The sequence below is a fragment of the Streptococcus penaeicida genome (assembly GCF_002887775.1).
GTDB classification, from domain to species: domain Bacteria; phylum Bacillota; class Bacilli; order Lactobacillales; family Streptococcaceae; genus Streptococcus; species Streptococcus penaeicida.
Genome location: NZ_LOCM01000073.1, coordinates 1 through 271 on the forward strand (window position 1 = coordinate 1; position 271 = coordinate 271).

Genomic DNA, 271 nt, shown 5'->3' on the forward strand with positions numbered 1-271 from the left:
AATGGCGCGAGACGGAATCGAACCGCCGACACATGGAGCTTCAATCCATTGCTCTACCAACTGAGCTACCGAGCCATGTATACAAAACATTGTATATTGCGGGAGCAGGATTTGAACCTACGACCTTCGGGTTATGAGCCCGACGAGCTACCTAGCTGCTCCATCCCGCGATAAGTAAAAAGGAGGATGTGGGATTCGAACCCACGCACGCTTTTACACGCCTGACGGTTTTCAAGACCGTTCCCTTCAGCCGGACTTGGGTAATCCTCCA

3 tRNA genes are annotated in these 271 nt (G+C 52.0%); all 3 read right to left on the reverse strand.

From position 1 onward, the window contains the following. Nucleotides 1–2: 2 nt before the first annotated feature. Nucleotides 3–75: transfer RNA gene (locus AT575_RS10310), tRNA-Phe, on the reverse strand. Nucleotides 76–96: 21 nt separating this feature from the next. Continuing rightward, nucleotides 97–170, reverse strand: a tRNA-Met gene (locus tag AT575_RS10315). Nucleotides 171–180: 10 nt separating this feature from the next. Continuing rightward, nucleotides 181–270, reverse strand: a tRNA-Ser gene (locus AT575_RS10320). Nucleotide 271 lies beyond the last annotated feature (1 nt).